Source organism: Turneriella parva DSM 21527 (genome assembly GCF_000266885.1).
GTDB classification, from domain to species: Bacteria; Spirochaetota; Leptospiria; order Turneriellales; family Turneriellaceae; genus Turneriella; species Turneriella parva.
The window spans coordinates 2351305-2378050 of record NC_018020.1 but is presented as its reverse complement, the minus strand read 5'-3'; the positions used below and the strand labels follow the sequence as shown (position 1 = coordinate 2378050).

General features: G+C 55.7%; 30 protein-coding genes. 13 read left to right on the top strand and 17 right to left on the bottom strand.

Translation table 11 applies throughout. From position 1 onward, the window contains the following. Positions 1-2: 2 nt before the first annotated feature. A complete protein-coding gene (locus TURPA_RS11400; protein ID WP_014803456.1) occupies positions 3-347 on the top strand; it encodes a PilZ domain-containing protein in 345 nt (114 codons plus the stop codon). Positions 348-350: 3 nt separating this feature from the next. Here TURPA_RS11400 and TURPA_RS11395 read toward each other — a convergent pair whose 3' ends face one another. The 9 genes from TURPA_RS11395 to TURPA_RS11355 form a co-directional block, all read right to left on the bottom strand. Further along, the gene (locus TURPA_RS11395; protein WP_014803455.1) at positions 351-872 is read right to left on the bottom strand and encodes an RNA polymerase sigma factor; all 522 of its coding nucleotides are present in this window, start codon (positions 870-872) and stop codon (positions 351-353) included. A gap of 2 nt (positions 873-874) precedes the next feature. Then, positions 875-2173 carry a multicopper oxidase family protein gene (locus TURPA_RS11390; RefSeq protein ID WP_014803454.1) on the bottom strand — a complete coding sequence of 433 codons (1299 nt, stop codon included), beginning with the start codon at positions 2171-2173 and terminating at the stop codon, positions 875-877. Continuing rightward, a complete protein-coding gene (locus tag TURPA_RS11385) occupies positions 2170-3207 on the bottom strand; it encodes a TolC family protein (protein WP_083847783.1) in 1038 nt (345 codons plus the stop codon). The genes TURPA_RS11390 and TURPA_RS11385 overlap by 4 nt, the downstream gene beginning before the upstream one ends. After that, complete coding sequence (locus TURPA_RS11380) at positions 3119-3628, bottom strand: hypothetical protein (RefSeq protein ID WP_041948475.1); 510 nt, start codon at positions 3626-3628, stop codon at positions 3119-3121. The genes TURPA_RS11385 and TURPA_RS11380 overlap by 89 nt, the downstream gene beginning before the upstream one ends. Next, a complete protein-coding gene (locus TURPA_RS11375) occupies positions 3615-3938 on the bottom strand; it encodes a heavy metal-binding domain-containing protein (RefSeq protein WP_169314385.1) in 324 nt (107 codons plus the stop codon). Before TURPA_RS11375 ends, TURPA_RS11380 begins: the two co-directional genes overlap by 14 nt. 123 nt (positions 3939-4061) lie before the next feature. Then, on the bottom strand, positions 4062-4427 hold the full coding sequence (locus TURPA_RS11370) for a hypothetical protein (protein ID WP_014803452.1): 366 nt from the start codon (positions 4425-4427) through the stop codon (positions 4062-4064). A gap of 50 nt (positions 4428-4477) precedes the next feature. Further along, positions 4478-5266 (bottom strand): DUF642 domain-containing protein, encoded by a 789-nt coding sequence (locus TURPA_RS11365; RefSeq protein WP_014803451.1) that lies wholly within the window; start codon positions 5264-5266, stop codon positions 4478-4480. A gap of 41 nt (positions 5267-5307) precedes the next feature. Then, positions 5308-6396 carry a lipopolysaccharide heptosyltransferase II gene (gene waaF / locus TURPA_RS11360; protein ID WP_014803450.1) on the bottom strand — a complete coding sequence of 363 codons (1089 nt, stop codon included), beginning with the start codon at positions 6394-6396 and terminating at the stop codon, positions 5308-5310. Positions 6397-6398: 2 nt separating this feature from the next. Next, positions 6399-7721 carry a hypothetical protein gene (locus tag TURPA_RS11355; RefSeq protein WP_014803449.1) on the bottom strand — a complete coding sequence of 441 codons (1323 nt, stop codon included), beginning with the start codon at positions 7719-7721 and terminating at the stop codon, positions 6399-6401. Positions 7722-7809: 88 nt separating this feature from the next. Between TURPA_RS11355 and TURPA_RS11350 the strand changes: the two genes are divergently transcribed. After that, on the top strand, positions 7810-8160 hold the full coding sequence (locus TURPA_RS11350) for a hypothetical protein (RefSeq protein ID WP_014803448.1): 351 nt from the start codon (positions 7810-7812) through the stop codon (positions 8158-8160). Between the two features lie 106 nt (positions 8161-8266). Here TURPA_RS11350 and TURPA_RS11345 read toward each other — a convergent pair whose 3' ends face one another. Together TURPA_RS11345 and TURPA_RS11340 are read right to left on the bottom strand one after the other, a co-directional pair. Continuing rightward, on the bottom strand, positions 8267-9112 hold the full coding sequence (locus tag TURPA_RS11345) for an ArsR/SmtB family transcription factor (protein WP_014803447.1): 846 nt from the start codon (positions 9110-9112) through the stop codon (positions 8267-8269). Between the two features lie 33 nt (positions 9113-9145). Then, positions 9146-9844 (bottom strand): hypothetical protein, encoded by a 699-nt coding sequence (locus TURPA_RS11340; RefSeq protein WP_014803446.1) that lies wholly within the window; start codon positions 9842-9844, stop codon positions 9146-9148. A gap of 125 nt (positions 9845-9969) precedes the next feature. Between TURPA_RS11340 and TURPA_RS11335 the strand changes: the two genes are divergently transcribed. Together TURPA_RS11335 and dxs are read left to right on the top strand one after the other, a co-directional pair. Further along, positions 9970-10215, top strand: a complete 246-nt coding sequence (locus TURPA_RS11335) for a Trm112 family protein (RefSeq protein ID WP_014803445.1) — start codon at positions 9970-9972, stop codon at positions 10213-10215. 22 nt (positions 10216-10237) lie between these two features. After that, on the top strand, positions 10238-12166 hold the full coding sequence (gene dxs / locus TURPA_RS11330; protein ID WP_014803444.1) for a 1-deoxy-D-xylulose-5-phosphate synthase: 1929 nt from the start codon (positions 10238-10240) through the stop codon (positions 12164-12166). Here the strand turns inward: dxs and TURPA_RS11325 are convergent. Then, positions 12155-13591, bottom strand: a complete 1437-nt coding sequence (locus TURPA_RS11325; RefSeq protein ID WP_014803443.1) for an HD-GYP domain-containing protein — start codon at positions 13589-13591, stop codon at positions 12155-12157. The genes dxs and TURPA_RS11325 overlap by 12 nt on opposite strands. A 98-nt stretch (positions 13592-13689) precedes the next feature. Beyond that, complete coding sequence (gene ilvC, locus TURPA_RS11320) at positions 13690-14754, bottom strand: ketol-acid reductoisomerase (protein ID WP_014803442.1); 1065 nt, start codon at positions 14752-14754, stop codon at positions 13690-13692. Positions 14755-14837: 83 nt separating this feature from the next. Here ilvC and TURPA_RS11315 point away from each other — a divergent pair, with 83 nt between their 5' ends. The 5 genes from TURPA_RS11315 (at position 14838) to TURPA_RS11290 (ending at position 21333) form a co-directional block, all read left to right on the top strand. Further along, entirely contained in the window at positions 14838-15581 is a 744-nt protein-coding gene (locus TURPA_RS11315) for a hypothetical protein (RefSeq protein WP_014803441.1), read from the top strand. Between the two features lie 8 nt (positions 15582-15589). Next, the gene (locus TURPA_RS11305) at positions 15590-18193 is read left to right on the top strand and encodes an N-acetylmuramoyl-L-alanine amidase (RefSeq protein WP_169314417.1); all 2604 of its coding nucleotides are present in this window, start codon (positions 15590-15592) and stop codon (positions 18191-18193) included. 37 nt (positions 18194-18230) lie between these two features. Continuing rightward, on the top strand, positions 18231-18845 hold the full coding sequence (locus TURPA_RS11300; RefSeq protein ID WP_014803439.1) for a hypothetical protein: 615 nt from the start codon (positions 18231-18233) through the stop codon (positions 18843-18845). A 107-nt stretch (positions 18846-18952) separates the two neighbouring features. Beyond that, on the top strand, positions 18953-20221 hold the full coding sequence (locus tag TURPA_RS11295; RefSeq protein WP_014803438.1) for an exo-beta-N-acetylmuramidase NamZ family protein: 1269 nt from the start codon (positions 18953-18955) through the stop codon (positions 20219-20221). After that, a complete protein-coding gene (locus TURPA_RS11290) occupies positions 20218-21333 on the top strand; it encodes a 5-(carboxyamino)imidazole ribonucleotide synthase (RefSeq protein WP_014803437.1) in 1116 nt (371 codons plus the stop codon). The genes TURPA_RS11295 and TURPA_RS11290 overlap by 4 nt, the downstream gene beginning before the upstream one ends. 36 nt (positions 21334-21369) lie before the next feature. On the opposite strand, the gene TURPA_RS11285 is transcribed toward TURPA_RS11290, so the two are convergent. Continuing rightward, a complete protein-coding gene (locus TURPA_RS11285; RefSeq protein WP_014803436.1) occupies positions 21370-21738 on the bottom strand; it encodes a retroviral-like aspartic protease family protein in 369 nt (122 codons plus the stop codon). An 83-nt stretch (positions 21739-21821) separates the two neighbouring features. Between TURPA_RS11285 and purE the strand changes: the two genes are divergently transcribed. Beyond that, positions 21822-22304: a 5-(carboxyamino)imidazole ribonucleotide mutase gene (gene purE / locus TURPA_RS11280; protein WP_014803435.1), complete on the top strand. Its 483-nt coding sequence runs from the start codon at positions 21822-21824 to the stop codon at positions 22302-22304. A 71-nt stretch (positions 22305-22375) separates the two neighbouring features. Here purE and TURPA_RS21830 read toward each other — a convergent pair whose 3' ends face one another. Together TURPA_RS21830 and TURPA_RS11270 are read right to left on the bottom strand one after the other, a co-directional pair. Then, positions 22376-23011 (bottom strand): lytic transglycosylase domain-containing protein, encoded by a 636-nt coding sequence (locus TURPA_RS21830; protein WP_014803434.1) that lies wholly within the window; start codon positions 23009-23011, stop codon positions 22376-22378. A gap of 152 nt (positions 23012-23163) precedes the next feature. Beyond that, entirely contained in the window at positions 23164-23958 is a 795-nt protein-coding gene (locus TURPA_RS11270) for a pirin family protein (protein ID WP_014803433.1), read from the bottom strand. 181 nt (positions 23959-24139) lie between these two features. Here TURPA_RS11270 and TURPA_RS11265 point away from each other — a divergent pair, with 181 nt between their 5' ends. The 3 genes from TURPA_RS11265 to TURPA_RS11255 are packed head-to-tail and all read left to right on the top strand — an operon-like array spanning position 24140 to position 26124. Continuing rightward, entirely contained in the window at positions 24140-24544 is a 405-nt protein-coding gene (locus TURPA_RS11265; RefSeq protein ID WP_014803432.1) for a hypothetical protein, read from the top strand. A 9-nt stretch (positions 24545-24553) separates the two neighbouring features. Then, on the top strand, positions 24554-24910 hold the full coding sequence (locus TURPA_RS11260; RefSeq protein ID WP_014803431.1) for a YciI family protein: 357 nt from the start codon (positions 24554-24556) through the stop codon (positions 24908-24910). Then, a complete protein-coding gene (locus tag TURPA_RS11255) occupies positions 24907-26124 on the top strand; it encodes an RNA polymerase sigma factor (RefSeq protein WP_014803430.1) in 1218 nt (405 codons plus the stop codon). The genes TURPA_RS11260 and TURPA_RS11255 overlap by 4 nt, the downstream gene beginning before the upstream one ends. Here TURPA_RS11255 and TURPA_RS21825 read toward each other — a convergent pair. Further along, entirely contained in the window at positions 26111-26737 is a 627-nt protein-coding gene (locus TURPA_RS21825) for a TetR/AcrR family transcriptional regulator (protein ID WP_014803429.1), read from the bottom strand. The two genes, TURPA_RS11255 and TURPA_RS21825, sit on opposite strands and share 14 nt — an antisense overlap. Positions 26738-26746 lie beyond the last annotated feature (9 nt).

Genomic DNA, 26746 nt, shown 5'->3' with positions numbered 1-26746 from the left:
CTATGGAAAACAAGAAGTCAGAACAGAAACGGCAGCAGGGCCGTCTGCGGGTAGCAATCGACGGCCAATACCGGTTCGCAGGCGAGCCTGAATGGCAGAACTGTACCATTTTTGATCTCAGCCCCAGCGGCATGGCGCTCGGTGGCAAACAGTCTTTCTATGCGGGTGACAAGATTGAGGTGCGCTTCGTGCTTGAAAAACGTACCGTTACGGCTGAACTTGAAGTCACAAACCTGATCGGCAAAAAAGCGGGCGGTAAGATTCTGAAAATGACCGATGACGACCGCGGCTACGTACAAGAAATTCTTAACCGTGAATTGCTGTCGGGCAATGCAAGGCTTACCTGACAGCTATTGACCGCACGTGCAATTGAGGCAACCGTGCTTCGCGCACATCTTGCACGTCGATTCGATGGCTTCGCGCAGTTTTTCGCGCGCCCGGTGCAGCTTGACGTTCAGGTTCAGCACTGATATGCCCATTTTGGCAGCCAGGTTTTCGCGCGGTGTCTCGTCGAGATCAAGCGCCTGAAGCACGTCACCATAATCTGAAGGCAGCGTCGCGATCAGAGGCTTAAAGCATTCACAGACGGCATCGTCATCATGCGGCTCTGGGGCGGCGACTTCGGCGAAATCTGCGGTCGCGATCTCCCGGCCCTGCCGCCGCGCCAGCCCGGCGATCGTATTTCTGAGAATTGCGTAAAGCCATGGCAGCAATTTCTCTTCGTCTTTGAGCTGGGCCGACGCCTTCACGGCCTTGGTGATAGCCTCTTGAACCGCGTCTGCCGCGAGCTCTTTGTCGGCGACACGACTCTGCGCATACGCAGTCAGGCGGTCGAGGTAAGTGACGATTTGATCAGAGCGCGTCGCGTGCATATTTATACCTTACTTGCAACCGAACCTTTCGGGTATTTATACCAACCCGGGTCATCATAGTTCTTTAACTTGTCACGCACCTTGAGCACGGTAAACATTCCCCCCATTTCAATCGGGCCGAAGGGGCCCGTGCCCGTCATCATCGGCAGCGTGTTGCGGGGTATTTTCATTTCCATCTCAGCCATTTCGCCCATGCCTTCGTTACCCATCTCCATATAGTTCGGCAACTGTTTGCGCACACGCTTTTCGTGTGCCTTGTCGCGTTTGACATCCATCATGTTCGGTATGTCGTGCGCCATTGCGTTCATCGTATGGTGCGACTTGTGGCAGTGAAACGCCCAGTCACCCGGGTTGTCGGCGATAAACTCGATGTCGCGCGTTGAACCCACCGGCACATTCACCGTCACCTCGGGAACCCACGCGGTTTTCTGTATCGGCCCGGCGTCGGTACCGGTGACATGAAAGTAGTGGCCGTGAAGGTGAATCGGGTGCGAATCCATACTCAGGTTTGCGAGCCGAATGCGAACCCGGTCGCCGGTTTTGACGACCAAATGGTCGGTGCCGGGAAAAGCACGGTGGTTGAATGTGAAGATGTTAAAATCCAACATGATCAGAGGGTTCGGTTTCGACGTGCCAGGTTCTATACGCCACTCTTGCAGCATGATCGCAAAGTCGCGGTCGATTTTACGCTCGGGCTTTTTCGGGTGAATGATAAAAAAGCCCATCATTCCCATCGCCATCTGCACCATCTCGTCAGAGTGCGGGTGATACATCAGCGTCGCGGCCTTTTGTTTTATCGCGAACTCATACTTGTATGTCTCGCCCGGCATAATGTGCGGCTGGTTGAGGCCCGCGACGCCATCCATGCCGCACGGCAACAGAACCCCATGCCAGTGCACCGAAGTTTTTTCGGGCAGCTTATTCGTCACGTAAATGCGCACCTTGTCACCCTCAGAGACTTCGATCGTCGGCCCCGGCGCCGAGCCGTTGTAGCCCCAGCAGTCGACGACCATGCCAGGCGCAAACTCGCGCTTCACCTTCTCGGCCGTGAGGCGAAAGGTCTTAAACCCGTTCTCCATCGTAAAACCGAGCGATGCGACATTGGGTGTAATCACGCGGTGGGATGTATTCAGGTTCTCATCGACCGATTCGTGTTCGCCGCCGGCTCCCGTATCGTTCTGTGGTTTGGGGCTCGCATGGCCTCCATGGCCTTCGGCCGCCATGAGCCGCCCGGCCGCCAGCGCGCCGACAAGCGCCGCGCCCGACTTCTGCAAGAAATTGAGTCGTGATAAATTTTTCATTTTGTCTCCTTCTTCTCCCCCTCTCCTTTCAGGAGAGGGGGTCGGGGGGTGAGGTTTGCTCCCGTCGCCCGTTCGAGTTCGGCCCGCGCGGTATAATAGTCGCGGTGCGCGTCGAGATACTCTTTTTCTGCCTTCAGTTCATTCTGCCGCGCTGCGATCAGGTGAAAGATACCGGCGAGCATCGCGTTGTACTGCACCTGCATCAGTTCCGTCGCCTTCGCGCGCTGCGGTAAAATCTGCTGGTGGTAGAAATGCACGCGCTGGCGCGCGGCGATCATCTTGTCGCGCGCGCTGCGCACGTCGGCACGCACATGCACGGCAAGATTCTCAAGTTGCCTCAGACGCATGCGGTAGAGGTTCACAAGTTTTTCAATGCGCGCCTCGCCCCTGTCGAATATCGGAATCTCGTACTGCAGGTGCGGGCCGATCTTGTAGGCATCTTCTTCAAAGGCCACGTCGACACCTGTTTCGAGCTGTGGCACCCAGCGCACGCTTTCGGCAGCCTTCAGCTGCTCGCGGTAGAAATCGAGCCCAGCCATCATTGCCTGAATGTCTGACCTGTTCTTGATCGCGGTGGCTTCGAGTTCTGTGAGCGGCCCGTCTACTTGGGGTATCGCAGGCACAACTGCGGCAATTTTCCATTGCGTGTCACTGCCCCACAAGCCCAGGAGCCGGTTAAGGTTCTCACGCAGCAGATGAGCTTCAATTTCGGCTTTCTGCAACGAGACTCGTATTTCAGAGAAGCTAGCCTCTTCGATGGCGAGTTCAAGATCGCTGATGTTGCCGGCTTCATGCAGGCGGCGGTGCATCACCACTGAATCTTCGGCAGTCTCAAAATTGAGTTTCTCGACCTGATACTTGTGCAATGCCGTCTGCAGAGCGAAGTACGCTGTACTCGTCTCGAATGCCAGGTTCTGAATCGCCTGCGCGGCTGCATGCTGCACCTCAAGCGCTTCGGCTTCTGCGATGCGCTTGCGCGCAGAGCGCAGAGCGCATAAAATAATCGAGCAGGTTGAGATCGATACCGCTCTCAATCGTCGGGTTTCCCGATTTTGTCGACAGGCGCGGCGAAAGCGCGAGCGTTGGGTTCTTCAGCAGACCCGCCTGCCAGACATCGGCGACGGCCGCACCCAACCTGTCAAATTCAGCCTGTAGGCCGGGATTATTCAGCAATGCAACCTTGACGGCATCGGCGACCGATAGCTCACGCGCGAGAAGAGTTCTGACTTTTTTGCGAATTTCACTGTCGGCCGTTTCATTCGTGCGCCAACGCACGCCGCTGCCAGTGCGCTCTTCAGCAAGCACATTCAGCCTTGTCATGTCGTCGCGCTTCGGTGCCGAGCTGCAGCTGGCCAGAAGCAGCACGACGAGAACGAGTACCAAAGAAATTCGCCATACGCGCGAGCAGGTGACTGCGTAGGCGAGTGTTAAGGCGTCTGCTCTAATGGTGCTCATGCGATGGCTCCTTGTTTTTTTTGGGTTCGCGCGGCACGAGTTTCATGCCGCACTTGGGGCATTTTCCCGGTTTGTCGCTTTGCACTTCAGGGTGCATCGGACAGACATAGGCGAACTCGCCATGCTCGTGTTCATTGGCGGCAGGTTCGCTGCTTTTCGCAGCAGGTGCATCAAGGTGCAAAATCTGCGAAGCGTATGGTGCCCCTTCGGCTACGGCGCTGCGCTGCAGCGCACCGACCGCGGTCACTGGCGGCAAATTCGTCGACGAGGCGCATGCCAGAGGCAAGAGCAGGTTGGCTGCGAGTAGCATACGCGAAATTTGATAATGGAATCTGGTTTTCATAGCTCTCCTTTCATGAAGATGCGCGGCAGGCGCATTTATTACAGCAATCCGCAAAAAATGCAGAGATTGCCGACGTCGGGTGAGCGGTGGCTAAATGAGCAGGCGATGCTGTCGCAGGTAGATACCGTCGCGGTCGGGCGGTGCCTGCAGAACGGATTGAGAAATTAAGGGTGTCGCAATTGTTGTATCGAAGACCGGCATTTGGGCCCGGTAGATTGGCTCGACGGCCGACACGTCGACGCGTGGGCTGATGTCTGCCGCAGCTTTTTCGAAATGCGCACAATCACAGGCCGCAGCGGGGGCAGCCACAATCTTCTTCGCGGCCTTCTTGCAATGGTCAGAGACGGTGGTCTTTTGTGGCGTTGGCGCACAGCCATGCAGCGGCCCGCATTTTTCAGCACTGACGGCCGAAGCCATAAACAGCGCGGCCAGAGCGAATGAGAGGTAGATTCTCATCGTAACCAAAATACTCAACGCTGCGTGCCGCGACGAGAATAATTCATGTTCTATTTGCGGCAGTCTTTGTGGCGGCGGCCGCCCTCGAAAGAGTGCCTGCGCTTGCCGCGCTTACCTTTTTTGCCCGTGGGTTTAGGCATCGCCTCAGTGTTGACGCTGATTTCACTTACGGCCACGGCATCGAGCAGCGTACCGTAAGTATCTCCTGCACCCGTATCGGTAAAAGAAAGCGTTGTCGTTGAAGCAGTCGCTTCAAAATTGATGGTGACCACCTGCCATGTGTCTGCCGTCGGCACATAATCGAAAGTCTGCGCGCCGCCGATAGTAACCTTAAGCCCCATTGCATGTTCGGCATCGCGAGCGCGCATCCAAAAGCTGAGGCGATAGATGTGGTTGGGCTGCGTGTAAAAAGTCTGCGTTAACTTGAGCCGCGCATCAGCCGTGCATGCATTCTCAGAATCGAGTTCGGCATATTGATTCAGATCGGGCGAGAGCGAATATAAATCTTTTGATTGCAGCTCAAGGCGCACCGCTGCTGTGCAGGTTTCGTCGACCCAGCTGCCATGCCAGCCAGGCACGTCTGCATTCGCGAGGTCTGACCAAAGCGTCTGCAAAACCGGCGTTTCAAAAGAACCGTTAATCAGCAGGTTTTCACCGACCTGCAGATATTCTGAGGGTAAACCCTGAGTTTGTGGCGCAGGCAGCGCCGCCGGTTGGTACAAGCTCAGCTTGTTGAGCTCTGCCGCAGCCGCATCGGCCATGTCATCGTCGTCTTGAACCTGTGCGCACGAAGCCACACCCGCAAAGATCGCGAGCATCGCGAATTGAGTACTTCTCATGCGTATAAGAGCGCGCGCGGCGAATAACCGGACGCTAAAATTTATCGCCGTTTCGCTTTCAGAAGCTGAACCCCCGCCGCAGCAACCCGCTCTGGCAAAATACCCGTGAGGCATTCGAGCGGCGCATCGCGGCGCGGGCAGACTTTCGCGAAACAGGGCGAACAAGGCAGATCAAGGTCAAACATTACCTTGCTCGCGGTCAGCGGCCCGGTCTCTTGCCGGCGGCCCATTCCATTGAATGTGATGAGCGGCGTTGCTGTCAGCGAAGTCAGGTGCGCCAGGCCCGAATCGTTCGCGATTACAAAGCGTGCCGAACTGATCAGGGCATGCGCTTCGGTCAGCGTCGTTTTACCGCAGAGCGAAAAAACCGCCGGCTTCTTGTCAGAAGCAAAATGCCGCAAGATAACATCGGCGTCGTTCTGGTCAATCGGTGCACCAAGCAGTACAATCTGAAGATGAGGATTTTTCTCCCTCATGAGTTCGAGCGCCCGCACATGATGCCCCGCCGGATATTTCTTCGAAGCGGCGGTGCTGCCTGGGCAAACGACGATGCGCTCTGCGGCTTTCGGCAACGCAAATTTTTTCTCCACTGCGGCAAGTGGCGTCGCCTCTAGCCTGACATCGCGAAAGCGCTCGAACAGATCTTCGGCGATTATGCCTGCGGGCAGCCAGATATTCAAGAGTCGCAGGTATGCGAGCGCGCGGTGCTCAAACCGGTTATATGGCTCGTGCCGCTGGCGGTTTTTCGAGCGCGTGAGCAGCCATGACCGCAAATCTGACGCAAAACCGTAGCGCTGTGTGATGCCCAGGCGTTTTAGAAGCCACGCCGAGCGAAAACTGGGTGAAAGCGTGAAGCCCGCGTCAAAGCGCAGAGCCCGTAAGGCTTTGAGATCCTCTTTGCGCAGCTCTTTACCTTCAAGGTTGATAATTTCATCAAACCAGGGCGGTGCCAGATCTGACACCCAGCGGCGGCCGACGAGCACGAGCTCTGCTTCAGGCAGAAGTTCTCTGAGTGCCGCATAAAAGGGAAACGCCATGGCATGGTCGCCTACCCAGTTCGGCGCATGCACAAGCACCCTTGCGGGTGCCATTGCGTCAGTGTCGCGGCGCAAGTTTGATTTTTGCGCCATGCTCACTTTTTCACTCTCTTGAAATAGTTACCACCGGCGAGGTTTTGGTAGCGCGCGAGATTTATCGGCTTGCCTTTTGCCACGCGCGCATCGCCGAGGCCGTAGAGCAGTGAATAGGCAGAAACCGCAATCGCCTCGGCGTAGATGTGGCGGTATCTGGCCATGCGCAGGTGGTCGCGTTTAGAGGTCGTGTGGGCAAGCTCGACGAAGGCAGAGATCGCATTCACATAGGTCGGCACCGCCCACGTCGAAAGGTACGGTGCCAGAATTTTGGGCGCGGTGTTTGCCGTGTCAAAGCCATTTACCATGAATGCGGCCCGCGTATAACGCAGAACTTCAGTGCCCGCGAAATGGTTGTCGCCGCCAAAACCCTCTTCGCCGCCTTCGCGCCGCCAGTCTTCGGGCTCGCCCTTCTCCCTTTCCCAGAAGGGGCCTAGGGGCTCGAACGCGGCGAGCGAAGTCGCATAACGCTCGCCGGCTTTGCCATAGAGTGATTCGACGATTGAATCAGAATCAGCGTAACGCCAGGTTATCAAATTATGCCGGTGCCCGCGAAACCGCGTGAAGTCAGTGTGCAGCCCGTCGGCCTTCGACCAGAAGCCGATGTAATAGATGAAGGCATCGGCCATAAAGCTCGGGAAAACCTTGTAGCGATCGTCTGAAATAAACCAGCGGTTCCACGCAGTTTTGCCGAACGTGGCGCGAATCGCCTGCCTGCCTTCTGCGTTGGCGCGCGCATAGCGGTGCGCGAGCGAATACGTGCGGTAACCGGGCGTGATTACGGCCGCCATGCCTCCCGAAGCAGGTGCTTCGGTATGCGTCAGGTGCAGCGTGATCACGAGTTCGGGCGCGAGTGCGTTGATGCGCGAGATCGTGCCGGGCTGAAGCGCCCCGGTCTTCTGGTCGGGATAATCATACAGACGGTAGGCTGCATTCAGGTCGTCGCGCCGCTCGAAGTAATTTTCGGTATAACCCGCCTCACGCGACATGAAGGCTTCAATCTGCTGCACCGACCCTGAAATTTTGCCATACCGCGCGAGAATCTTGCCGAACTTTTCACGACCTTCAGCGGTCTGCGTCAGATCGAGCAGCGCTTTTGCTTTAACACCAATGTCGTGCATGACTTCGAATTCCCAAACCCCGCGGTGGCGCGCGCCCTCGCGAAATTTGTCGAGGTAGATACCGAGGCGGCGGTCGAATTTGTCGCCATAGAGCGAATGCGGTACCTGGTCACGGCCACCATGCCCAGGGTCGAGCACCACGCGGTAGCCAAATGCGGATGCAGAAAGTAACAGAGCCAGCGTGACAGCTGCGCCAATTCTCATGAGAGACGCTCGGGTGAAGCGAGACGGCGCGACAAACCAGAAGTGAATTGCGGTTTACCCCCTGAAAAATTGCACATGCCTGGTGGCTATGCCATTCACAGAGCGGCAGGCGCTGAGAATATTTGCCTTACTTTTAATCGTCGCCTTTGTCGGCATGCTCTGGTACGCCGGCGTTTTGAGGCCGGCCAAAACGGGCGACGATGCTTCAGACTCTGAGAAGGGTGAAGAAGTTTATGCATCGCATGACTGCACCGATTGCCATCTGGCCGCACATGTTTTGCGGGCCAAAAGCGCTAAGGGCGAACCGGGGCTGATCAGGGTGCGCAAAGATGAAAAGACGCTCATCGATTTCTTGCAGAACGACAAGCGCCATGAAACCTTTTTGCTGATTTCAGAAAATGACCGGCGCAGCCTCGTCGAATATCTGAAAAGACAGTAACGAAGTTTTGAAAAAGCAGAAATCAACAGCGCAAATGTCTTCATTTTTGCGCATTCTCTCGCGCGGCCTTCGACGCGCATGACTTTTTCAGAACTTCCCTACCCTGCTAAATCTTCTGCAGGCGCAGCATAAAAAGCCGCGGCAACTGTCTTTCGACGTCGAGGCGAATACCGCGGTTTTCGGCGATCGCATTTTGCAGAATTTTTCTGAGGCTTTTGCCCTGAGGGTTATCAGAATCGATGACACTCAGGTAACCCCCTCTTTTGAGAATTCGCAGTGCTTCGGCAAGCGCGGTCGCCGGCTCGGGAATCTGCGACAGCGCCATACGCAGAATCACTGCATCGCAGCTCTCTGCTGCAAGCGGCATCGTCTGCGCATCGGCCTGTAAAACCTGAACGCGGTCGCTGCCCCGCCGGCCTGCTGCGCGCAGCACGTGCGCCGCGTCGATGTCGACTGCGATGACACGCTCAAACGACAGCGCGAGGTTCTCAAAAAAATCGCCTTCACCGCAGGCAATGTCGGCTACGACACCTCGCCTGCCACCCGCGAGATGCGCGAAGATATCTGAATACGGCAGGTCGGGCTGCTCCATGCGCCAACGCGTGAACGTGTCGGCCGACCTTTCGGCGAGTATCGTGCGCAGCCTAACTGCGTCACTGCGCACTTCAGAGATTTCAACGCTTGCCTCTTCAAGCAGGGCGAGCGCAGCGGCGATATTGGGCTCGCCGCATTGCGCCTGGTTCAGGGCGTAATAGGTATGCTGCCCGGTTTTTTCGGCAGTGAGCAAATCGAGTTCGCGCAGCGCCTTGACGTGGTGGCTCGTGTTCGACTGCGAGAGATCGAGCACGTGTGAAAGTTCAGACACTGTCAGCGGCGTTTTTTTCAGCAACAGATAGAGCCGAATGCGCACAGGCTCGCCCAGCGCCTTAATGAGTGGCAGCACTCCGGCCATGGAACCTATGCTGCCATGATGGGCATGTGCCTTTCAGAACCTGTAGGTAATCTGCAGGCCGGCGAAACGGTTATGCGCCATTACCTGAATGGAAAACGGAACGAGCATGATAGCACGAAACGTTCCCATCGCAATCAGCATCGAGGTGAGCCCGACTTCGAACGGATCAAAACCATTGGTGAACCAGATTTTTGAGCTGACCCAAAAGAGCGCGAGGTCGCCAAACAGGTACCCGAGAAATGGCAAGAACACTGATTTGTTCTTCACCATTGAGTTTGAATTTACATAAAGATAGCCGAATGCCGGCGATATTAGGGTTGCGCCGGTACTCAGAAGCAACGATTTCTCTCCATAGGTTTTTTCATATGCCGGCTGCCCTGTCTCGTTGGCAACGAGGTCGATAAAGGCATAACTCTGGCGGTTACGCGAGTCGGCGCGAATGATCGATTTTTCTGGAATCGTCGACACGAACACATCGAGACCAATAATCGAAAAGAATGACGTCTTGCAGCGCCAGTGCGCGCCGAGGGTGACCTCTTGGTCGATGCAGTTCACGTTGAGGCGCGCAAGCGACCGTTTGGCTACTTCGACCGCCTGCTCCGGTGTTTTGCCCGGCATATCGAATGACGCGCCGAGGCCCCAGATGCTGCCCAGACACGAAAAAACCACCGCGGTAAACGACAGTCGGCATATAGAAAAGATAGCGGCCCTGTGACCGGTAAACCTGAGCATTGCACTTAGATCGAAAGCCGCAACAGCGCGTCACGCGGGATTAGCCGAAGTTAACCAGAGGTACCAGGTTACCCGGGGAGTCGCGGTCGCGTTGACGGAGTGTTTCGGCCATAGTTATTGCCAGTGTGACTCCCGAGCTGCTCGAAATTCTCGTCTGTCCCCGGTCAAAAAAGAAACTGCAACTCGCAGACACGGCGACTCTCGATCGGGTCAACAGCCTCATCAAATCGGCAAAGTGCCGCGATATTGCCGGTACACCCGTAAACGAACCCGTCAGCGAAGGACTCTGGCAAAAAGAAACCGGTATCTTCTACTTCGTGCGAAACGATATACCAGTTCTCATCTACGAAAATGCGGTCGAGCTGAAATAGCGATCGCGCAGCCACTGCAGAAATGTCATCCGCAAGAACAGAGCGCGCCGATTTCGCAGCGATTGAAAGCCCCGAGGCGCTGCGCCGGCTACCCATCGCCGAGCTGCCCGCGTTCTGCAATTACCTGCGCGCATTTGTGCTGCAGAGTGTTTCTGCGAGCGGAGGTCACCTTTCTTCAAACCTCGGTTCGATAGAACTAACCGTCGCCCTGCACTATGTCTTCGATTCTCCACACGATCGTTTTATGTGGGATGTCGGCCACCAATGCTACGCGCACAAAATTCTGACCGGCCGCAAGCACCTCATGGACACGATTCGCAAGACCGGCGGCCTTTCTGGTTTTCCCAAACGTTCTGAATCAAAACACGACCTTTATAACACAGGCCATGCCGGCACGGCGATTTCACAGGCAATGGGTGAAGCTGTGGCTGCGCGGCTGCAGGCCAAACCTGGCGAAAAAATACCTACTGCCGTCGCGATCGTCGGCGACGCTTCGATCGTGACAGGCATGGCCTTTGAGGCGATGAACCATGTCGGCTACGAGCGCACCCCCATGCTCGTCGTGCTCAACGACAACGAGATGAGCATCTCAAAGAATGTCGGCGCTATCAGCTACCATCTCACGAAACTCATCAACACCCGACTCTACCGCAAAAGCAAACGCGGCTTTGTCAATCTGATGGCGAAAATTCCGCTGATCGGCAAGGTCATCAACCGCCTGGCAAAAAGATTTCGTATGTCGATGAAGTCGCTCGCAACCGACCACCAGTTCTTCGGCGAACTCGGCTTTCGTTATCTCGGGCCCATCGACGGCCACGACGTCGTGCGCACTGTTCATGTGCTGCAGAGCCTGCCGCCTATCGAAGAGCCGATCTTACTGCACGTCGTCACGAAAAAGGGCTATGGTTATCCGCTGGCAGAGAAAGACCCGATTCTGTACCACGGCGTTTCGGTTTTCGACCCAAATGCCGGTATTGAAAAAAAGCCAGCGACAAAATGGGGCCTCAGCAAATTCGTCGGTGAAACTCTCGCTCAGCTCGCCGCAGCTGAAAGAAAGCTGGTGGTTATCACTCCTGCTATGAAAGAAGGGTCGGGCCTCGGCCCGTTCGCCGAAGCTTTTCCCGAACGATTTTTCGATGCGGGCATTGCCGAGCAGCATGCGACAACGTTCGCGGGCGCACTCGCGAGCGCCGGACTAAAACCTTATCTGTGTATTTATTCAACATTTCTGCAACGGGGCTACGACCAGCTCGTGCAAGATATCGCGCTCATGAACCTGCCGGTACGCCTCATTATCGATCGTGCAGGTTGTGTGGGTCAAGACGGCGAAACGCACCAGGGGTTTTATGACATCGCTTTCATGGCCGCTTTGCCGCACATGCGCATTCTTTCTGCACGCGATGCGGGCGAACTCGTTCGAATGCTCGCGTACCTGACACACGACAGCAAGGGGCCGATTGCCGTTCGGTTTCCGAAGAAAGAATTTGCACCATTCGACCTGAAGGCGGCAATCAAGGCCGCCCGGGCGAAGAACTATAATCCGTTTAACGCTGAAAAACTTGCTGCGGGTTCACAGGTTCTGATCTTGAGTGAAGGTGTGTTTGCCGAAAAGGCGCTCGCTGCCCGCGAGATTCTGGCAAACGCGAAAATATCTGCCGAAGTTGTAGACGTGCGCTCGGTGCATCCGCTGCCGATGGCGCAGATTCTGCGATCGCTCAAGGGCAAGAAGCTTCTGGCTACGCTCGAAAATCACGGCGTCACCGGCGGCCTCGCCGACCTCGTTTCTAAGCAGCTGCGTGAGCACGGCGTGCAGATTCGCCACGAGGCCTTTGCTTTTCCCGATGAAGTTGTGCCGCACGGTACCATTGCGGATATCGAAAAGGCCTGCGGGCTTACGCCTGAGGCGATTGCGGCGCGCATTCGCCGCAGCCTCAAGGCATCACGCCGCTGAATTGATCTTCTTCGAAATCTTGTCGTAGAGCTCGGGGTCAATGATCGGGTCGAGCACGTAAATAATGCGGCGAAGAAAATCCTGAGCGAGGTTGATATGTATTTTTCGCGGGTCTGCCCTGAACGTCTCTGGCTGAAAGACTCCCTGCCTGACGCCGTCGGCGTTTAAAGACACCATATGCAAAACGCCCAGACGCTGCACCGTCGCCCTGCTCTGGTAGCGCCCGACATCGAGCACCTTGACGACTTCAAAGTACGTCTGCCCGCTCTGCATCGTCATCGCCAGAATCAGCAGGTCATCAGATTTGATAATCTTCTGGTTGTGGCTCAGCGACATTGAAATATGATCGAGAAAATCGCGTATGACTTTCGGGCCATACTGAAAAAAAGAAGAATTGAGTATGTGCTTGATCGCCATGATCGGGTCTTTCGCCTCACGCCATTCTGAATCGGTCGTGAGCGCGGCGAAATCAGTTGCGAGGCTCAGAATATTCACGTCTTCTTCATACACGACAAATTCTTTAAGACTCGCGAGCTGCCGCAGAATATCACCCGCTACTTCTTTCTTGCCGCGTTTATCATTCTCCTGAACGAGATTCTGCAGCGTCGCCGTCATCCAGCGAAATTCGGGATAATTATTCGAAGGTGTGTTTTCGGGCAGCGTGCGCTTTTGGTTGAGAATCAGGCGCTTCACCTCAAACGGCACCGTCGCTTCGTGCGCGACCATCAAATATGAAAGCAGTGGAAATTTGCGCACGTATGAACGCTGCTCTGGGGTGAGTTTTTCGCCCTCGGGCAGGTTCATCTTGGTCTTGCCGATCTGCGAGAGCATTCCCCCCATCATCAGGGGCTGCACGGCTTCTGAGCCGCGACCGCGGTCTTTCGAAATCATCGCCTTCATGCTGCGCGACTTCAGAGCCATCGCGACAACCGCGCGCTTCACCGCTTGTTTGGACAAATCTGAACCGGTTGTGCCCTTCACGGTATCGAGAATATTGATAACGCCGACCATCATGTCGGGCTGCTGCTCAAAGTCGGTGATAAACGAGTTCACCTGAGTGTGCATCTTTTGCGAGTGCACCGCGCCGAATGCCGCGAACTTAAGCTCATTAAAAAGGCTTTCGGTCGCCTGGCTAAGTTCGGCGACGCGCTTTTCGGTAAGAAGTTTGGTATCGCTGAGGCCTTCGAGGTCTGCCCGCGCGCCCGATTTGATGCCGAGCTTGTCTTCGTCGCCCTCACGGTAAAAAATGCCCGAACCAATATGCTGCAACAGCTTATTGATCATGTCGCCGCTCGCCTGTTCTTTACGGGGAATCAGAACCTGCCCGTTGGCGTTATAGAAGTTGACGGGAATCTGCTGCGTGTCGCGCATGCGCGCGATCACTTCGGGAGAAAAATTGAACGGCTTAAGAGTCGTTTCGGACATCGCAGAGGTTCTACATTCACTAACGTCCTAAGCGGTCAACGCAAGATTGTATTCAGTTGTACTCTGCCGTCGGACACGGCAGAGCTACATAGGATAAATTACTTAGAGAGCCAACGCATCATCGAACGCAGCTTCTTACCGACTTTTTCAATCGGATGGTTCTCTTCACGCTTGCGCATGTTTTCGAACTCTTTGCCGCCTGAGCGCAGGTCAGCCAAAAAGCCTTTCGCGAATTTTGCGCCGTTGGCCTTCTGTATGTCGGCGAGCACTTCTTTCATTTTCTGCTTCACATGGCCATCGATTACACGCGGACCGCTGACATAGTCGCCATATTCTGCAGTGTCAGAAACGTAGTAGCGCATCTTCTCGAGGCCACCTTCGTAAATCAGGTCGATAATCAGTTTCGTTTCGTGCAGGCATTCAAAGTAAGCAATCTCAGGGTCATAGCCTGCTTCGATCAGCGTTTCGAACCCGGCCTGAATCAGGTGGCTGATACCACCGCACAGAACAGCCTGTTCACCGAAGAGGTCTGTTTCGGTTTCTTCTTTGAAGGTCGTTTCGAGAATACCGGCGCGACCGCCACCCACTGCACTCGCGTGCGCGAGCGCGCGCTTGTGCGCATTGCCCGTAGCGTCTTGATGGATTGCGATCAGACAGGGCACACCGCCACCTTCTGTATACACACGGCGAACGAGATGGCCAGGGCCCTTTGGCGCGACCATGTAGACATCCACATCTTTCGGTGCGACAATTTCGTCGAAGTGAATATTAAAGCCGTGAGAAAAGACGATTGCCTTGCCCGCCTTGAGCTTCGGCTTAATGTGCGCGTCGTAGATCTCTTTCTGTGACTGGTCTGGAGTCAGAATCTGGATAATGTCGGCGCGGTCTGAGGCTGTCGCAACATCGACGACTTCAAAACCGTCTGCCTGCGCTTCGGCGGTCGACGTCGAACCGGCCTTGAGGCCGATAATAACTTTGAGGCCTGAATCGAGCATGTTCTGCGCCTGCGCGCGGCCCTGCGAGCCATAGCCGATCACGGCCACGGTTGAATTTTTGAGTACTGAAAGATCACAATCCTGATCGTAATAGAGTTTTGCCATTCGGTAAAGTTGCATCGAGAGACACCGCGTCAACGCTAGTATAAAGAGAAAACCTCTTGCCATTGTGTACCCCCCCGCACCATGTCGGTCTCTTGATGGTATCAATGAGGATATCCCCATCGACCATATCGGCGCGCAAAGCGTGCATGGCCACGAGGGTATACACACTATCTGCCCGGGCTGCCTGCATTATTTTGCTGCTCATCGCCCCACTACCGCTCATCGCCGAAACGGGCAATCTTCATGCCGGCGAAAAATACGACCTTGAACTCGAAAATGGTTCGGTACTCAAAGGCGCACTCTTTCGGGAGAATAAAGCCGGGGCAGATTATTTCGATGTGCCGGGCCTCGGCGAAAAACTCAAAATACAAAATTACCGTGTACTGCCCCCGGCGCGCCCGCGCGCGTGGCATGTTTCAACTTCATTCGCGGCGCTCGCCCCGTTAGACCAGCCGGCGCTCGGTTTCAACGCCGGCCTGCAATTCGGTGTGGTCGGCGCAATTTCGCTGTGGCCGGCCGCGCCGTCGCTATTTCCGCAGGTTGCAGCCCGCGCGGCATTCTTGCGGCTGTCGGGTGACAAAGCGATACTTTCGGGCCCTGAATTTTCTGCGGGGCCATTGTGGCATTTGCCTCTGGGCAGCAGCAAAAATCACAACCTGCGTGCCGCACTCTTCGCAGGTACGGGATTTTATGAACTTCTGAACCGCAATATCGAGCGCAAGTATTCGCAGACGACATTTATCGCGACTGCCGAACTGGGTTATGTTTACCGCAGCGGCCATTGGGGTTACGCAGCAAGTTACACGCACACGTATTTTTATGACACGAATTTTCCCGTTCATGCAGGCGGCATCGCGCTTGCAATCACTTACTTTAATGAGGATCTATGAACAATCTGATGCAACAACTCTTAGTCGCTTCGCTCGCCGCTTTCTTCTTTGTTGCCTGCGGCAAAAATATGGATAAGGCGTTGCTTGAAAAGGCGCCTGCCAGTTCAGGTACGGGTGGTGACGGCAGCGTACCGCTCGACAATGGTGACAGCGGCGGCGGTGGCGACACAACCCCGACTCCGCCGCCGGGTGATACCGGTGAAACCGGCGGCCCGGCAGTTGAAACGACGACACTCACCGACATCGTGCCCGACAGAATCGGCGCAGAGGGCGTGTATATTCCTTCGCAGGTTGCGGGCCTGCGCGGAAAAACAATTGCACTCGGCGCGGGCCATGGCTGGCGCGGGCGCACGAGCGCCGAATCGGCCGGTGCACGTCTGCAACGGCCGTGGGTTTGGTCCAGCGGGGGCTTTGCATATAGTTCTGCATCCACCTCACCGGTAAATGCATTCGCCATCGTTGAAGATTATCTGAACTCTGAGATCACACACTACGTGCTGCAGTATCTGCGCAACGCGGGCGCAGAGGTGACACTCGTGCGCGAACAGGCGCGCACGCGCCCGCAGGTCGTCGTGTGCCCCGGTGCTGCCGGTTATGCGCAGACGGGTGCGACATTTTACACCTCGGCGAACGACTCGGCGATGGCGGCGTCGCTCTGCGTTGCAGGTACAAAGTACCGTTACGTTTATGGCGACGGTACGGGCACAGGCAAGTTCACGTACACGGCGACTGTGCCTGTCAGCGGCATGTATCCGGTTTATTTTCACTACCGCGACGGCACCGACAGGGCATCTGCCATACCCGTGACGATCACGCATGCGGGCGGCACTGCGCGCACCTACATGAACCAGCTGTCGCGCGCTACAGCGGCCGATGCGTATGGTTCGCAGGGGCTGCGCTACCGTGTCGCTTATCTAGGCACATATTATTTCAAGACATCTGCCGCAGCTGTCGTTGAATTTCAGAATAACTTCGCCGCTGACAAAATCGCCGCAATCGATACGTTGAGACTCGGCGGCGGCATCGATACGCTGCCGATCGACGGCACGCCAACGAATGAAGAGCGGTACAAGAGCAGCGCGTGGCAGCACCAGAAATTTCTTGGGCGCCCCTCGACTGTCGCCAGGCTATCAAGCGGTTACAATGAAGATGTGACGACGCGGCCGCACGCAGCCAACTATGAGGCTGCCGATGCCTTTATCTCGGTGCACAACAACGCCACCGGTAGCGGCACTTACCCTTACTCTTCGTCGTCGGGAAAGGGTACAATGGTTATCTACCAATACGGAACGGCAGGTTCGACTTATAAGGCGCTCGACGAGATCAGCCGCAGCCTGGGTCTCAAGGTGAAATACCGCATGCTCGACCACATTCGCGCCAAATGGGATTCAAGCTGGACAAACATCACCTGGGGTGATGACGGCTTCGACGGCGACTACGGCGAAACGCGCGTTGCCTCTGTGCCAGCGGCGCTCATTGAAGTGGGCTTCTTTACGCACCCGACCGAACTCGTGAGCCTCTCAAATGAAAAGTTCTATCGTATCGCAGCGCGTGGCATCTACATGGGCATCGCTGAGTTTTTTAGCTCGGGCTATTCACCCGAAGAGATTACGGGCCTCAGAGTGCGCAATACCGCGAGCGGCGAATTCACGTTGAACTGGCAGGCCCCCGCCACCGGCACGGCCGCAACCTATTATCTGGTGCGCACGTCAAAAGACGGCGTGTCGTTCGATTCGGGCAGAATCGCCAGCACCACGAGCGCTACCTTTCAGAATGTCCCTGCGGGCACAGTGTACCATTTCACGGTACAGGCAGGCAATGAACATGGCTTGAGTCTGGCCTCAGAAGTTGCCAGCGTGCGCGTGCCCGTCAATGCCGCCGACAAGAAGCTGCTGATCGTCAACGGCTTTGACCGGCTCGACAACCGCATCAATTTCGTGACTAACTACGACAAGCGTGCCGTTGGCCCGCAGGTCGAACGCGGAAACAACTTCAACCACACGCCAGTGTATTCACAAGCAGTTGTCGACAGCAACCGCCCGTGGTCTATAGCCAGCTGTGCGAACGAAGCGGTCGTCTCGGGCGCTGTTTTACTTGCCGACTACGACGCGGTCATCTGGTATGTCGGCCGCGAAAGCTGGTCAGATGAGACGTTCAGTTATGCCGAGCAGCAGTTGGTCGCGCAGTACCTTGCCGCCGGCGGCAAACTTATCGCCACCGGCTCAGAAATCGGGTGGGATCTCGCCTCGCAGACAATCGGCAACACGCACAGCAACGATCTTTCGTTTCTCGAAAGCACATTGCGCACGCGCTTTGCAGGCGATGATGCCGGCACTTCAACGCTGCTCGCCGGCAGCGGTGCGCTAGCGGGTGTCGCTGCATTCAGTCTCGACAACGGCCTTGCGGGTGGTTACCAGAATCTCTTTCCCGACTATTACACAGCAGTCAATGGCTCGACCTGCGTGCAGGTCTATAACACGGCCTCGCGCTGCGCGATTCTGCACTATGCGGGCACTTACCGACTCTTCTCGCTCGGCTTTCCGCTTGAAATCGTCGTCGGGGCTGCCAACCGCGCATCGCTCATCGAAAAGATGCTGGTGAACTTTGAGTAGCCAGCAGAAGCGACTGCTTCTGCCAGCCACCTTGGCGGTGATCGCAGTAACAGTGGGGATCTATCTCACTCATGATAGCGAAGAAGCCGTGAAAAGGCCGACGCCGCGCAGTTTCGAGAGCTATCGGGCTGAATTTCGCAAAGCCGATGGTTCTTTGCCCAGCGATGCCGAACTCTTGAACCAACTGGTCGCCAAAGGCATTCCCTTCACGGGTGATGCGCAGTGCGAGGCAAAAGCTGGCGGCTGCGCCCAGACGCCACCCGCTCAAAGATCAGGCGCGCAGATTAGTTTTGGCCCTAGTCAATTCAGCGCCGAAGAGCAAAATGCCGTGAAGGAAAAATTCTCGGCTATCATGGCGAACAACGAGAAAACTGTGTTCGCTGCTTATCCCGGCCTTCATCTTGAGAGCGCAGAGGTCACCGCGGGCAGCAAGCTGAGATTACATTTCAACCGCGACTTCTTGTTTCTCGCCGCCGACGAGGGCGCGCTCACCGAATTTTCTGAGGGTTTCGCAGAATTGGCAAATTCTGGCATCAAGGGTACTGAAATATTTGTCGAGGGCAGGCGCCTCGGTGAGCACCTGCGCCAGCTCGATGCTGAGCGCGACAAAGCGGCACTCAAGGCCCAACCACCGAGCGGCAGCACACGCTGATTATTCTGAAAACTTGATCGTCGCAGTGTCACGGCTTCGGGTTTGCGTCAGCCTTGAAACGCCGGGCTCTTATTCTTTGCAGCCTTAGATGGCTGATGCTGTTACCAATGCTCGCGTTCGCAGGCGGGCCGACGGCTCTTGCCGCCGCAAAACAGAAGAAGACTAAATCCGCACCCAAATCAACTTCGCCTGCCGAGATATTTTTTACCGAAGGCGCAAAGCGCCTCAAGGGTCTCGACACCTGCTTCGTCACCAATGCCTCGGGCCTCGGCAGATTCTTTCTCTACGAAGCGATGGAAGATACAGACAAACACGTTCGCGCCCGCCTCGCGAAACACGAAATCAAGATCGCGCATCTGTTCACGCCCGAACACGGCCTCACTGCGCAAGAAGAAGACCATGGCAACACAAAAGGCCGGGTGCCGACAAAGATGACTTCGTGTCAGTCGGCCCCTGCGGGCACATCGTGTGCCCCCACTTCACCCGAAACAATCTACCTGACCACGGTCGAGAAGCTGCAAGACAAACTGAAAAATTGCGAAGCGATTGTATTCGACCTGCCCGACTCGGGCGTGCGCCCCTATACCTACCGCACAGTTCTAAACCGCATCATGCGCGCGATACACCAGGCCGAAAAAGGACAGCTGCTCTACCTCATCGACGTGCCGAACCCGGCTTCGCATCTTGGGCCACAGGGCCCGGTGGCACAGAAATCAGACTTCTCTTACGTCGGTGAAGAAGAAATTCCGTTCATGCCCGGCTTCACGCACGCAGAGCTTGCGCGCAAATACATTGCCGATCGCAAGTTAAAGATCAAGGTACACATTCAGAAAATGGCAAAGTATAATCCGAAAGAACCGCATTCAAAGCGCGCATCGGCTTTCTACCCGCCGTCGCCCAACTTACCGACATTACGCGCCAACCAATGCTATTGGGTCTCAGTCTACTTCGAAGCCACTTCGATTGAAGAGGGGCGCATCACGAAAGACCCGTTCTGCCAGATCGGGCACGCTGAATTTGAGAATCGCACTCTGCCGAAAATGGGCGGGGTAAAGTTTTATCCATACCCATTTTACGCGGCTTCGGGTAAACATAAGGGTAAACTCATTGCCGGTTATAAGCTCGAATTCGGCGAGACGACCGTCAACCCGACGCGCGCTGCGTATGAATTCTTCTTATGGCATGTGAAAAATGGCAAGAACGGTTTCATGAAAAAATGGCTCGCTGAAAAACAGGGGCTCGATGCGCAAACCGGCACGACCAGCTACCGCGCTGCGCTCGTCGCGGGCAAAAGTTACGAAGACTGGCAGGCACAAGAGAAAACTCGCATCGCAGATTTCACCAAAGCGATGCAAAAATACAGGCTGTACAAATGAAAATTCTGAATGACATTGCGATCTTGGGCGGCGGCCAGCTCGCCCGCATGACGATCGAGGCAGCGATGCGCCTGGGTGTGCGCTGCCACGTGCTCGACAAAAACGCCGAAGCCCCTGCCGCTGCGTTCACAAAATATTTCGTGCAGGGCGACCCAATGCACGCCGAAACCGTCTTGGGTTTTGCAGCGCACGCACACGCAGTCACCATCGACTCTGAACACGTCAGCGCCGCGGCTCTTGAGTCGCTAAAGGCGGCGGGCAAGTTCGTTGCACCTCAGGGCAAGGTTCTCGAAATCATCCAGAACAAGTGCCGCCAGAAAGAATTTCTTGCACAAGGCAAATTTCCCACTGCAAAGTTTCAGGTCGCTCAAAACAAAGCGGCGCTTAAAAGCCTGCAGCTGCAATTTCCCGTTGTGCAAAAAACGGCGACGTCTGGTTATGACGGTTATGGCGTGCGGCTCTTGTCTGGCGCCCATGATATTGAAATGGCGTTCGACGGCGAGTCACTCATTGAAGAAAAAATAGCGATCGCCAAAGAGATCGCAGTGATCGTCGCCTCTGACCGACACGGCAACCGCGTCGCGTACGACGCCGTCGAAATGGTATTCGACAAGCAGCGCAACATTCTGAAATACCAGCTATGCCCGGCCGAAATCAGCGCCGAAGTCGCGACGAGCGCCACCGAGCTCGCACTGTCGGCGGCGAAGGCCCTCGGTATCGTGGGGCTTGTCGCCGTTGAGATGTTTCTCACGGAACAGGGTGATATCCTCATCAATGAAATGGCACCGCGACCGCACAACAGCGGTCACCACACGATTGAAGCCGCAGCGACAAGCCAATACGAAAATTTGGTACGCATTCTGACCGACCTGCCATTGGGTTCACCCGAAACGACCGCGCCGTCGCTGATGCTGAATCTGCTCGGCCCTGAAGTAGGCAAAGAGGGCGTCTACAATGCAATGATTGAAAAGGCGCTAAAGATGCCGAACGCGCACGTGCACCTGTATGGCAAAAAAGACATGAGACCTTTTCGTAAACTTGGCCATATTACGCTTGTCGGCGACCGCAATACGCTGATCAGGCAATACGAGACTCTGACCTGGCAATCTTGATAAAAAATCTTAGGCATTTGTTATTTCAGCGACCAGCTAAGCCACGACAATCGGACCCGCAGCCGCGAGTTTCTTATCGCGACTATTCACTACCAGATTGAGGCCTTCGAGGGTTCGAGCACCTAAGAGCTGCAAATCTCCGGGTTGAGCAAAGACAACTTCATCGACCGTGAACGCCTGACCGACACGGATAAGTGCAAACCCCAATGAGCGGGTAATCTTCTGGCCGTTTGCCATGACAAAAGGGACATCTTTCTTTTCGACGGCAATCTTTACCCTTCGCAAGACCGCTTCGGGCAGCCAAGTGTATTCGCTCCCAGTGTCTACGAGCACATTCTTAACAATCGCCGAATGTGAGCGATCAGTAATATTTTCAACTTTGAGACCTATTTTGAAAGTGCCCATGTACCAAGGATAACAAGCTTCAGCGCTACGGTCAAACCAATTTGCACTATACGCCGCAGCGCGCTCCCCTGAGTGAATCTCGCATGGCTGTCAAAGTCGCGATCATCATGGGTTCTGAATCTGACTGGAAGGTCATGCAGGCCGCGCACGACGTACTTAGAGAACTCGGGGTCGAGGCACATGCCGAAGTCGTGTCGGCACACCGCACCCCCGAGAAAATGTTTGAGTTTGCCAAATCTGCGAAACAAGCAGGATTTCAAGTGATCATCGCAGGCGCCGGTGGCGCAGCGCATTTACCCGGCATGGTGGCTTCGCTCACGCCCCTGCCCGTCATCGGTGTGCCGGTGAAATCAGCGAACTCGCTCGACGGCTGGGACAGCGTGCTCTCGATTCTGCAGATGCCGGGGGGTGTCCCGGTGGCGACGGTCGCGCTCGATAATGCGAAGAACGCAGGCATTCTCGCGGCGCAGATTCTCGCGCTCAGTGACGCTGCGCTGGCAAAGAGGCTTGAGGGTTTTCGAACTGCACAATCTGAGAAAGTGCTGAGCAGCAAACTGTCGATTTGAGCGAACACACCTTTCGACAAGCTCAGGGTGACAAACGTTGTCACGGTGAGCCTGTCGAACCGTGGCTTTGCTTATTCCATCAACTGGGCTATAACCAGTTTCGGGCTACGGCCCTCTGCCCTGTAGGCCAGAAAGCGGTTGTGGTATTTTACAACGTGCGTGTAGTAGGCTTGAACTCCACCCCATTTGCGCACAGCACCCGGCCCGGCGTTATAGGCCAGCAGGGCTTTTTCAACGGTGCCCATTTCACGAATCATTTCGTTCAGGTAACGCACGCCCAGAGTAATGTTGGTTTCGGCATCGGTAATTTCTTCTTGTGAAAGCCTGCGGCCCTTCAAGAGCGCGGCAGTCGCCGGCATGAGTTGCATGAATCCCCTTGCGCCCACGGGTGATTTGGCCTTACGGTTAAACTCACTTTCGAGCTGAATCACGCCCATGAGCAATGCGGCGCGGTCATATTTGTGTGCGTCACTCGCGAGGTCGAGGCGCAGCTTCATCGATTCGCGGTAAATGATGCCCGCGAGTTTCTGTAGGTTTTCAACACCTTTACCGGGAAAATGCTCGGTCACGTAGGTATATACCCAGTTCTCGGTCTCTTGTTGTTGCCATTTCGGATAAGCAGAGAACAACGCGGCGCTCAGCGCAATCGCAGCAAAACCCGCGAAAAAGAAGGTCGGTCGCTTTACAAATTTCTTGTTTGTTGTCATTATCCCACCTTTGCACTGCACCCTCAGCCCTTTGGCAATGGTGCATTGCACTAAAACAGAAAGTAGGCAAAAATGGACAACTCGTCAAGCTTTTTATTGTGCGGCGTACAAAGTTGCTAAACAGGCTGTTTACGCCTTCAGCGCCCTTGTACTCAGAACGACGGCGAAAGCGCGCCCATGCCGCCTGTTGCAAACCGGCGCCTGGCATTTTCGAGTTCGTTCGTGTCGAACATGCAGAACGGCCCTGCGAAATGAGGTTTCTTCGGCATAGCGTCGCTGACGCCGAGCAAGATTTCAAGATTTTCGCCCGTAAATCTGTTGAGCCCCGGTGCGAGCGCGGCTGCGGCACCCGCTGCTGCGGCTTCACCATTGATTTCGCCACGGCCGCGCAGCACGAACGCAAAGGCATCGCGCTGCACGGGCAAATCGATTTCAGCCGCATGGTCGACACTGAGGTGCAGCATCGTCGTGTTCTCTTGCTCGGGTATCTCGCTTTTGACTCCCTTCCATTCGCCGACCAAAATGCGTATGCGCATCCCCGGCGCATTCACCTCGGGAAAACTCCCGTGGCTCACATGAAACGCCCGCGGTTTCGCGAGTTCATTACCATCCCTGAGTTTTACGAATATCTGCAGTCCCTCGCAATCGGTGCCCGGCTTTTCGGGAATCTCTTCGTGCATCATGCCCGAACCCGCGAGCGTCCAGTGCAGGTCACCCGGTGCTATGAGTGATGGATCGCCCAGACTGTCACGGTTGACGAACGCGCCTTTCGACCACGGCAGCATGTACGTCACCGCAGAAAAGCCGGCATGCGGGTGCGGGGGAAAAGTCGGCAATGCCATGGTAAAATGATCGACGTTCAGAATGTGCCCCATCGGCAGCATACCGCCGCGCAGACTTTTAGTCCTGAAACCTGCGGACATCTGGTGTTCTTGCAAATTCAGCATGATAAATGAACGCTAATGCTAAATCTGTGCTCTGGCCATAAAAACTTGTCCAAGGTTTATGGGCAAAAATCTGGTTAACGGCGAATTGATCGATTTTTTTTTGAAATTGTCCATTTGGCAGATTGCTGCGCGACCCTAGTCGAGGGGCGATAATTTTACACCCCATCAAAAGGAGATTACAATGAAAAAGACAATTATTCTGGCTTCAGTGGCAATCGTGCTGACTGGCGCCCTCGAAACCCTGATCAATCAGGTTCTGCTGAATGGTATTTACCAGAGTCTGACAACCGTCTGGCGCCCCTCGGCCGATCTGGCCGCGATGGCACCCATATTTCTGCCGATCTACCTCGTGTTTTCGGGCGCGTTCGCTATCTTGTTTCAACGCGCGTATAAAGGCACAGGGCTTATCGAAGGCGCGAGCATCGGCCTTGTCGTAGGGCTGATTGCAAAATTCTGGTACGGCTATACCAACTTTATCGTGTTGCCGATTCCGCATACTCTGGCCTTTCTGTGGTTCTTCTACGGAACGCTCGAGTGCATAGTCGTCGGCGCGGTTTCGGCGATAGTCGCCGACAAAATGAAGTAGGAGATTCAGATGCAATACATGCTCATGATGTACGAAACGAACAAAGAGCTACAACGGCGCAATACAGCCGAAGCCGGGCAATATTGGGGTGCCTGGTCGGCTTATGTCGAGGCACTCAACGCAGCGAAGATCATCGTCAACGGAGATGGTCTGCAACCACCCGAAACGGCGACGACGCTGCGCATCCAGAATGGCAAGCGCCATGTGCAAGACGGCCCGTTCGCCGACGCGAAAGAACAACTCGGGGGTTACTTCATCATTGAAGTCGAAAATCTCGACCAGGCACTCGAATGGGCGAGCCGGGCACCTTGCGCCGCTGCGGGCGGCGTTGAAGTGCGCCCTGTTTTGCCCCCGATGCCCGGGTGAATTCGCTCACCGAGAAAGTTGCCCAGATCGCGCGTGATTCACGCGCGAAACTGGTCGCAAACCTCGCCGCGCGGTCGGGCGATATCGCGGGTGCCGAAGATGCCGTCGCCGAAGCATTCCGCACCGCGCTCGAAGACTGGCCCGCGAATGGTATTCCACAGAATCCCGAAGGCTGGCTATTTACGGTTGCCGTCAGGCGCCATGCAGATCAATATCGCAGACGCGGCCGCGAAACCGAACTTACCGACAGCTACGCCGCAGTTTCACAAGACACTAGCACGCCCGAATTGTCGGACGAGCGTTTAGGGTTATTTTTCGTCTGCGCGCACCCCGGCATCGATGAAAATGTACGCGCTGCGCTGATGCTTCAGACTATTCTGGGTCTCGACGCAGACCGCATTGCTTCTGCCTACCTGGTCTCGCCTGCAGCGATGGCGAAACGCCTCGTGCGCGCGAAAAACAAGATACGCATCAGCAAAATACCGTTCGTTGTTCCCGAGATCGACGAACTTGCAGACCGCACAGCTGCAGTGCTCGAGGCAATCTACGGCGCTTATGGCCTCGGCCATGACCACGTCGATGGGGGCGCCGTAACGCGGGTCGGGCTCGCCGACGAAGCTATCTACCTCGCGCGCATGCTCAGCGAGGTACTGCCACAAAGCGCCGAGACACTGGGCCTGCTTTCGCTCATGCTCTTTTCAGCGGCGCGGACCGGTGCCAGACGCGACGCAGCAGGTGCTTATGTTCCACTGGAAAAACAAGACCCAAAACTCTGGCGGGTAGATTTCATCGTCGAAGCAGACGCAGCGCTCAAACGCGCGGCAGCGATGCAGGCTTTCGGCCCATTTCAACTTGAGGCGGCGATTCAGGCAGTTCACACCGCCCGGGGCGTCACCGGCCAAACCGATTGGCAGGCGATCTGCAGACTCTATGCGGGTCTGATCGATATGCAACCCACGGTCGGTGCCCGCGTCGGTTATGCTGCCGCGTTGATGCAGAATAAAAATCTGACCGACGCAGAAGACCAGCTTGCGATCATAACAGGCGAAGCGGTGAACTATCAGCCTTACTGGGCGGTTCAGGCTGAACTGATGCTTGTAAAGGGTGACAGACTTAGGGCCAGAGATTCTTTCAAGAGGGCGGCTGCGCTCGCGGGCGATGGGGCTATTCGCCAATTTCTCTATGACCGCATGCGGGCGACTAATGTTGCTTAAGCGCGGCGATAATTTTTTGCTCAATAAACTTCGTCAGCAACTCGCGTCTTTCAGGGTCAGCGACCAGGTGCTCAGTGACGCCGTTCAGCATCAAAGATGATGCGCCATGCATCGTCGAAAACACAAACATCGAAAGCGCCACCACATCGCCCTGCGCGATTGCCCCTGCGTGCACCATCGCCGCGATCTGTTCGGTCAGAATTTCGAACGAGCCGGTGCCCTTTTGCTGCAATTCGGGAAATTGGTGGTGGTCAAAGCGTGGCGGCCCAAAAATGTACTGATAATAGTCTGGGTTCTCGAATACGAAGCGAAAATAGTTGTGGCACATCTCGCGCAGCCGGTTTTCAAGCTGTTCGGTCTGGTAAAGCGGGGGTAAGTTTGCCTTGAGCGCGCCCGAAAATAATTCGAACCCCCGCTCCGTCAGGGCTGCAAATATATGCTGCTGCGTGGGAAAATGCCGGTAAGGCGCAGCATGCGAGAAGCCCAGGTTACGCGCGACGCGGCGAATCGACAGAGCCCCCACCCCTTCGCTGCGGATAATGCGCAGTGATTCTGCGAGCACAGCCGTTTTCAGATCATCAATTTCAGGCTCAGCTGGCTTCTTTTTGGCCATGGCTCTGGC